Source organism: Brevundimonas sp. NPDC090276 (genome assembly GCF_044772165.1).
Lineage (GTDB): Bacteria > Pseudomonadota > Alphaproteobacteria > Caulobacterales > Caulobacteraceae > Brevundimonas.
This window is the reverse complement of sequence record NZ_JBIVYK010000001.1, coordinates 1,122,252-1,129,383: the sequence shown is the minus strand read 5'-3', so window position 1 is coordinate 1,129,383 and position 7,132 is coordinate 1,122,252. Positions and strand designations below refer to the sequence as shown.

Sequence of the window (7,132 nt, the reverse complement as noted above, 5' to 3'; positions counted from 1 at the left end):
GTGCCGAAGTCGATCGTCTGGGCGTTGCTGCTGCCCGAGTAGTAGGCGCAGTCCGTCGACACCGAACCCTTCAGGGTGAAGGTCGCGCCGTCGCTGCCCGACGCCGTGCCGTTGTTGCCTTGCGAACCGCCGGTGGCGTGCCAGGCAGAGATTGGCGAGCCGCCCCACTCGGCGTTGGCGTGGTTGGCGGCCGCAGCGATGTCGGCGAGCCAGTTGCCGCCCGCGACGTCAACGGCCAGCGGGCCATTACCGCCGAACTGGCCGCGGTTGATGGTGTCGGCCGAAGCGGCCGAGGCGGTCAGGGCGATGGCGGCGACGCCGGCCAGCAGGGTAGCGATTTTCATATCAAGCTCTCCAAACGGTGCACCGACTATTTGCCGGCAAGGATACAGAACAAATCTCTCGATCCGTTCAAATATTATCGAAATGTAAAAAGTTATGTCAACTACAAAAAACGATGTTCTGCAGTAAGATTGAACGATTCACCTAACAAGCGAATCCATTCTGAGACATAATTTCTACAAAAACGCTTACTCGATACACAAACTACGAGTCACTAAACTCTAGGCTGAAGCGTAACACTCAGTGTTTCGACATACTCACCGGCCAGAAGGCCGGCGCCTTGCGGTCTCTGCGTGCGGATCTGCAGCTGGCCGCCGCCCGCTGCGATGGCGTCACCGCTGGTCAAGGTCTTGCGGGCCGTCAGGTCGGCGCTGGAGTAGGCCGCGCTCATCACCCCGGACTGCGGCGCCAGGGTCGGTACAGCCACATTCAGCGTGTAGGCCAGCGTGCCCGCGAAGGGCCCCTCGCCCCGCGGCTTGGTGACATGCGCCAACCCGCCGCGCGCCGATTCAAAGCTGATGTCGAAGGGGACGTTGCAGCGCAGCCCGAAATCAGCCGTCACGACTTCGTTGCCCGTCAGTTCGCCCAGATCGATGGTCCCGCCGCCCGACAGGCGACAGTCGGAGACGATGCGGCCGGTCACAGCCACGTCAAAGCCCGAGGTGCTCTCGACAGTGTCAGCCCGCACCGCGCCGGCGCTGGCCAGAACAGCCACAGCGGCCAGCGCCGCAGTCGAGCACGCACCAGCGCGCTTCACCAAGGAAGTGGTCAGAAACAAGCCCACGGTTCGCCTCCCCAAGCCGCTTCGTCGCGGCTCCCCCGCCACCAGGAGGGGGTTCGTGGTCAGCGTTCCAAGAGACGTGCCATCCCAAAATGGCACACCCCCTCAGCGGGCGCAGGCTAGGCCCCCTAGCCCCAAGAGTTAATGAAACGTTAACGGCGCCGTTCTACGGGCGCCGTTAAGCTTTGACAAGCTTTCGCGTCATTTTGGGACAGCGGCGGTATGCCGCGCAGATTCACCCAGCCTTGGCGCGACGCCGCCAGGCGGTAAGCAGGTGCTCGGTGTAGCCGTTCGGCTGCTCGCGCCCCTTGAACACCAGGTCGCAGGCGGCGCTCCAGGCCGGGCCGTCGAAGCCGGGAGCCAGGGGGCGATAGGCGGGATCGCCCGCGTTCTGACGATCGACCACCACCGCCATCCGTTCCAACGCCGCCTTCACCTCGGCTTCCGTGACCACGCCGTGGCGCAGCCAGTTGGCCAGATGCTGGCTGGAGATGCGCAGGGTGGCCCGGTCCTCCATCAGGCCGACGTCGTGGATGTCCGGCACCTTGGAACAGCCGACGCCCTGATCGATCCAGCGCACGACATAGCCCAAGATGCCCTGGGCGTTGTTGTCCAGCTCCTGCCGGATTTCGTCGGCGGAGGGCGCCTCGGTCGCGAAGGGCGGGATCAGCAGCGGCGTCACCCCCGTGGCGGGACGTTCGGCGATCTCGGCCTGGCGCGCCCAGACGTCGACCTCATGATAATGCAGCGCGTGCAGGGTCGCCGCCGTCGGCGACGGGACCCAGGCCGTCGAGGCCCCGGCGCGCGGATGGCCCGCCTTGGTCGCCAGCATCTCGCCCATGCGGTCCGGCGCGGCCCACATGCCCTTGCCGATCTGGGCACGACCGGCCAGCCCGGCCTTCAGGCCGATGTCGACGTTGCGGTCCTCATAGGCCTTGATCCAGCCGGTGTTGCGAACCGCCTCTTTTCGGACCACCGGCCCGCCCTCCATCACCGAATGGATCTCGTCGCCGGTGCGGTCCAGGAAGCCGGTGTTGATGAAGGCCACGCGCCCCTTGGCCGCCGCGATGCAGTTGGCCAGGTTGACGCTGGTGCGGCGCTCCTCGTCCATGATGCCCATCTTCAGCGTCAGCGGCGGCAAGCCGATCATGGCCTCGACCGCGCCAAACACGGCGTCGGCGAAGGCGACCTCCTCCGATCCGTGCATCTTGGGCCGCACGACATAGATGGAACCGGCCGGACTGTTGCGCTGGTCCACCGGACGCTGCAGGTCGTGCAGGCCGATCAGGCCGGTCATGGCGATGTCCAGCAGGCTCTCTGGAACCTCGCGCCCCTCCCCGTCTAGCACCGCGTCGGTCGTCAGATGCAGGCCGACGTTGCGGACCATCAGCAGGCTTCGCCCCTTCAGGGCGAAGGCCGAACCGTCCGGCGCGGTATAGGTGCGGTCGCCGTCTATACGCCGCTGCACCGTCTGGCCGTCCTTGACGAAGCCCGCCGACAGGTCCCCGCGCATCAGGCCCAGCCAATTGGCGTAGACCAGCCGCTTGTCCTCGGCGTCCACCGCCGCGACGCTGTCCTCCGCATCGGCGATGACCGACAGGGCCGCCTCGACCACCACATCGGCGACGCCCGCCGGGTCGGTGCGACCGATCGCATGGGCGCGGTCGATGACGATCTCCAGATGCAGGCCGTTGTGGCGCAACAGGACGCCAGACGGCGCCGCAGCCTCGCCCGCATGACCGAGGAACGCCGCCGGATCGACCAGCCCCGTCGTGCGTCCACCGGACAGGGCGACGACCAGCCGCCCGTTCTCGACGCTGCACCCGACCGCCTCAGCATGACCAGCCTCAGCCAGAGGCGCCGCCTGATCCAGCAGGGCGCGGGCGCGGGCGATGACCTTGGCTCCCCGCTGGGCGTCATAACCGCCGCCTTTCGGCCCCTCACCCAAGGCGTCCGTGCCGTAGAGGGCGTCATACAGGCTGCCCCAGCGGGCGTTGGCAGCGTTCAGCAGGTAGCGGGCGTTGGTCAGGGGCACGACCAGCTGCGGCCCGGCCATGCTTGCGATCTCGGGATCGACATTGGCGGTCTCGGCGCGGATGTCGGCCCGCTCCGCCTCGATGTAGCCGATCTCGCGCAGGAAGGCCTGATAGGCGCCCTGATCCGGTTGCCCCGGATGGGCGCGATGCCAGTCGTCCAGTTTCGCCTGCAGGTCATCGCGGCGCGCCAGCAGGGCGCGGTTCTTGGGTCCATAATCGGCCAGCAGCCCCTCCAGCCCGGCCCAGAAGGCGTCGGGCGTGACGCCCGTGCCGGGCGCGGCTTGGTCGCGGACAAAGGCGTCCAGGTCGGCGGCGACGCTCAGGCTTCCATGGCGGACATAGGGGGTGGACATGGCGGCTCTCCTTGAGCTTCAACCCTAGCCGCCCGCCCGCCGCCTAGCCACGGCGAAGATCGACGGCTATCTTTGCAAGAATAGCAACGATGGGATCCCGCCATGCTGGCCGAGTATGAGATCTTCGTCCGGGCGCTGGAGGAAGGCAGTCTGTCCGCCGCCGCCCGACGGCTGGACCTGTCGCCCGCCGTGGCATCGCGACGGCTCGCACGGCTGGAGGACCGGCTGGGGGTGCGTCTGATCGAGCGCACCTCGCGACGGCTGGCCCCGACCGAGGCCGGGCGGCTGGTTTACGACCGCGCCATGCAGCTTCTGGACGGGGTCGAGGATCTGGAGGCCCTGGTGTCGCGCCGCACGACCCAGGCGCGCGGCCTGCTGCGGGTCTCGGCGCCGACCTCGTTCGGACGGCGACGGCTGGCTCCGCGGCTGACGCCCTTCCTGGACGCCCACCCCCGGCTGACGCTGGAGCTGAATCTCAGCGACGCCTTCGTCGACCTGATGGCCGAGGACGTGGACGTCGCCGTGCGCATCGGCAGCTATGAGGCGAGCGACCCCGCCATGCACCGCCTAGCCCCCAACCGGCGCGTCCTGTGCGCCGCGCCGTCCTACCTGGCCGAGCACGGCGCGCCGCAGACCTTGGACGATCTGCGCGCCCACGCCCAGTTGGCGGCCGAGAACCAGTCGGCCTGGCGATTGGAAGGCCCCGACGGTCCCATCACCTTCCGCGCCCGCAGCCGGGTGCGGACCAATTCGTCAGAGGTGGCGCGTGAACTGGTGCTGGCCGGGGCCGGGATCGCCCTGCGCTCGACCTGGGACGTGGGAGATGAGTTGCGCGACGGGCGGCTGAAGGTGGTTCTGCCGCAGTATGCGGGGGCCTCGGACGTCGCCATCTTCGCCCTGACCGCCGGGCGGGCGCGGGCCGAGACCCGGGTGCGCGCCTTTATCGACTTCCTGTCCGGCCTCTATGGCGATGTGCCAGAATGGGACGAGTAGAAAGCCCCTCCTCCGCCAGGGAGAAGGGGCTCGCTTCGTCTCTTACTGCGCCGTCGCCGTCGTCGGCTTCAGGTAGCGGTTCAGCCAGGTGACCATTTCCCACTGGGTGTGGCCGACGGACTCGCGGGCGCGGTAGCCGTGGGCTTCCAGCGGCAGGACCACATAGCGCACCGTCGCCCCGTTCCCCTTCAGCGCCGCATAGAAGCGTTCTGACTGCACCGGGAAGGTGCCCGAGTTGTCGTCGGCGCCGCCATGGATCAGCAGGATCGGCTCATTGACCTTGTTGGCGTAGGTGAAGGGCGACATCTCCGTATAGGTCTCGGTCGCCTCCCAGTAGGATCGCTGCTCCGCCTGGAAGCCGAACGGCGTCAGGGTGCGGTTATAGGCGCCCGAACGCGCGATGCCGGTCTTGAACAGGTCGGTGTGGGCCAGCAGGTTGGCGGTCATGAAGGCGCCGTAGGAGTGGCCGCCCACGGCGATCCGGTCGCGGTCGGCGACGCCCAGAGCCACCACCGCATCGACCGCCGCCTTGGCGCTGGCCGACAACTGCTCGATGTAGGTGTCGTTCGGCTCGGCCCCGTCCTTGCCGACGATGGGCATGGAGGGGTTATCCAGGACGGCGTAGCCCTGAGTCAGCAGGAACAGGTGGCTGATGCCGGTCGGGCGAACGAAGCGGTTCTCGGTGTCCACGACCTGACCAGCCACGGCGGCGTCGGTGAACTCGGCCGGGTAGGCCCACATCACCAGCGGCAGCGGACCGTCGCGATCCTTGTCGTAACCGGCGGGCAGATAGAGGGTGCCCGACAGCTCGACGCCGTCCTCACGCTTGTAGGTGATCAGTTGGCGGCTGACGTCAGCCAGTTGCGGGGCCGGGTCGGGGAACTGGGTCAGTTGCGTCACGCCGCCGTCCAGATCGCGAAGGCGCAGGTTGGCCGGATCGGTGCGGCTCTCGCGATAGGTCACCAGCTTGCGACCATTCTCGTCCAGAATGCCGACGACGGTCTCGAATTCGCCCTGGGCCGAGCGCCACAAACGTTCCGTCTCTCCCGTCTTCAGGTCCAGGGTGTCGAGGAAGGGATACTCGCCCTGACGCGTGGCGCCGTCGCCCTCGACGAAGACCTTGGAGCCGTCCGCGGTGAAGCGGATGGTCGAACGACCGCGCGCGTTCGGCTCGACGACCACCGAGCCGGGGTCGTTGTAGCGGTCCTGATAGTTGCGATCGACCAGGACGCGGCCCGCGCCGGGGTTCGACGGATCGACCAGGGTGCGGGTCTCATGACGGGTGTTGAACCAGCGGCTGTTGACGATGGCGACATCGTCACGGCCCCACTGCACGCCGGAATAGCGCTCCTTCAGGTCGACAAGGGTGCGCGGGCGGTCGTTGAACGGCGCTTGCAGCATGAAGACACGGTCACGGACCTCGGCGGCGTTGCGCGGATCGCCGCCGTCCTGGGCCTCGACCCAGACCAGGGTGGCGTCGGCGTCGGCCCGCCACTGGGCCGAGCGCGGGCCGGGGGCCACGGCGTCGAACGGCGTCGGCACATTGTCGCGCAACGGCAGGTCGGCCACGCGGTGGGCTTCACGCCCGTTCAGGTCGGTGATGATCACGTCCGCCGGGAAGAGGCTGGCGGGCACGACATAGGAATACGGCTTCTTCACCCGCGTCTGCAGGATGAAGCGGCCATCCGGCGACACCGAGGCGTTCAGGAAGACGCCCGGCTGGCCGATGGTCCGCGCACGACCGTTCAGCGGCACGAGGGTCAGTTGGCTGGTGAAGTAGTGATCGAACAGAGCCTCGTCGCCCGCGTCGGTCAGCAGATCCTGATAGGTGCGCACCGGGGCCGCGCGACCGCCGGTCTCGGCCACGGTCGGGCCCGAGGGCGGACGCGTCACGTCAGGCGCGGCGCGACGCCCGGCGGGCACGGCCTGCACCAGCAGACCCGAGGCGTCGGGCAGCCAGCTGAAGCCCGAACCGGCCGCGGCGTTGACACTCGGGCCCGTCAGGCGGCGCGCCTGGGCCGAGGCCACGTCGGCGGTCCACAGCTCCAGCCCGGTCGGGGTGTTCAGCAGGAAGGCCACGGCCTTGCCGTTCGGCGCCCAGCTGACATTGGTCAGGCGCGCATTGGCGGGCAGACCGGCCACGACGCGCGCCGTGCCGCCATCGACCGTCTTGAAGCTGAGGCCCGTCAGCCAGGTCACGCGGCTGTTGGCCGGGCCGTTGTTCTGCGGATTGATACGGTATCCGGCCAAACGCAGCATGGGCTCGGCCAGTTCGGCGATGCTCGGCAGACTGGCGCGCTCCTGCAACAGCAGGGTCTTGCGGTCCGGGCTGAGGCTGGCGGTCGGGTTGGGCTTGGAATCGAGGATCTGCGCGATCGGCTGCGGCGGCTGCTGATAGGTCGGCGCGGCGGCGACGGCTTGCGCCGAGGCCGGCTGGGCCAGGGCCGGCACGGCGGCCAGAATGACAAGCGCCGGCAGCGCGGCTCGCAGGATCGTGTTGCGCATGGTTCTTTCCCCGAAACTCCGCCGTCAACGCGGCTTGTCCCGGTTTGGCGGAAGTTTATGGCCAGGGTCAACCGCCAAGGCCCCATCCGACGCTTGCTCCGTCCCCTCGCCCGCTTTAAGGA

The 7,132-nt window shown here is 68.2% G+C and carries 5 protein-coding genes; 1 reads left to right on the top strand and 4 read right to left on the bottom strand.

Annotated elements, in window-relative coordinates; translation table 11 throughout:
* From ACIQTU_RS05530 to ACIQTU_RS05520, 3 genes are all read right to left on the bottom strand, one after another.
* The coding region (locus ACIQTU_RS05530) for a hypothetical protein (RefSeq protein WP_400543477.1) at positions 1-344 on the bottom strand (344 nt) is incomplete at its 3' end.
* 212 nt (positions 345-556) lie between these two features.
* The gene (locus tag ACIQTU_RS05525) at positions 557-1,126 is read right to left on the bottom strand and encodes a hypothetical protein (protein WP_400543474.1); all 570 of its coding nucleotides are present in this window, start codon (positions 1,124-1,126) and stop codon (positions 557-559) included.
* A gap of 232 nt (positions 1,127-1,358) precedes the next feature.
* Positions 1,359-3,512, bottom strand: coding sequence for a malate synthase G (locus ACIQTU_RS05520; protein ID WP_400543471.1), 2,154 nt, complete (start codon positions 3,510-3,512; stop codon positions 1,359-1,361).
* A 102-nt stretch (positions 3,513-3,614) separates the two neighbouring features.
* On the opposite strand from ACIQTU_RS05520, the gene ACIQTU_RS05515 reads away from it, so the two are divergent.
* Entirely contained in the window at positions 3,615-4,505 is an 891-nt protein-coding gene (locus ACIQTU_RS05515; RefSeq protein WP_400543468.1) for a LysR family transcriptional regulator, read from the top strand.
* A gap of 42 nt (positions 4,506-4,547) precedes the next feature.
* Here ACIQTU_RS05515 and ACIQTU_RS05510 read toward each other — a convergent pair whose 3' ends face one another.
* Positions 4,548-7,010 carry a prolyl oligopeptidase family serine peptidase gene (locus ACIQTU_RS05510; RefSeq protein WP_400543465.1) on the bottom strand — a complete coding sequence of 821 codons (2,463 nt, stop codon included), beginning with the start codon at positions 7,008-7,010 and terminating at the stop codon, positions 4,548-4,550.
* Between the last annotated feature and the right edge of the window lie 122 nt (positions 7,011-7,132).

Bases quoted from the DNA above. Each gene is read 5' to 3' on its own strand.
- ACIQTU_RS05510 (WP_400543465.1), bottom strand. From the start codon at position 7,010: ATGCGCAACACGATCCTGCGAGCCGCGCTGCCGGCGCTTGTCATTCTG.
- ACIQTU_RS05515 (WP_400543468.1), top strand. From the start codon at position 3,615: ATGCTGGCCGAGTATGAGATCTTCGTCCGGGCGCTGGAGGAAGGCAGT.
- ACIQTU_RS05520 (WP_400543471.1), bottom strand. From the start codon at position 3,512: ATGTCCACCCCCTATGTCCGCCATGGAAGCCTGAGCGTCGCCGCCGAC.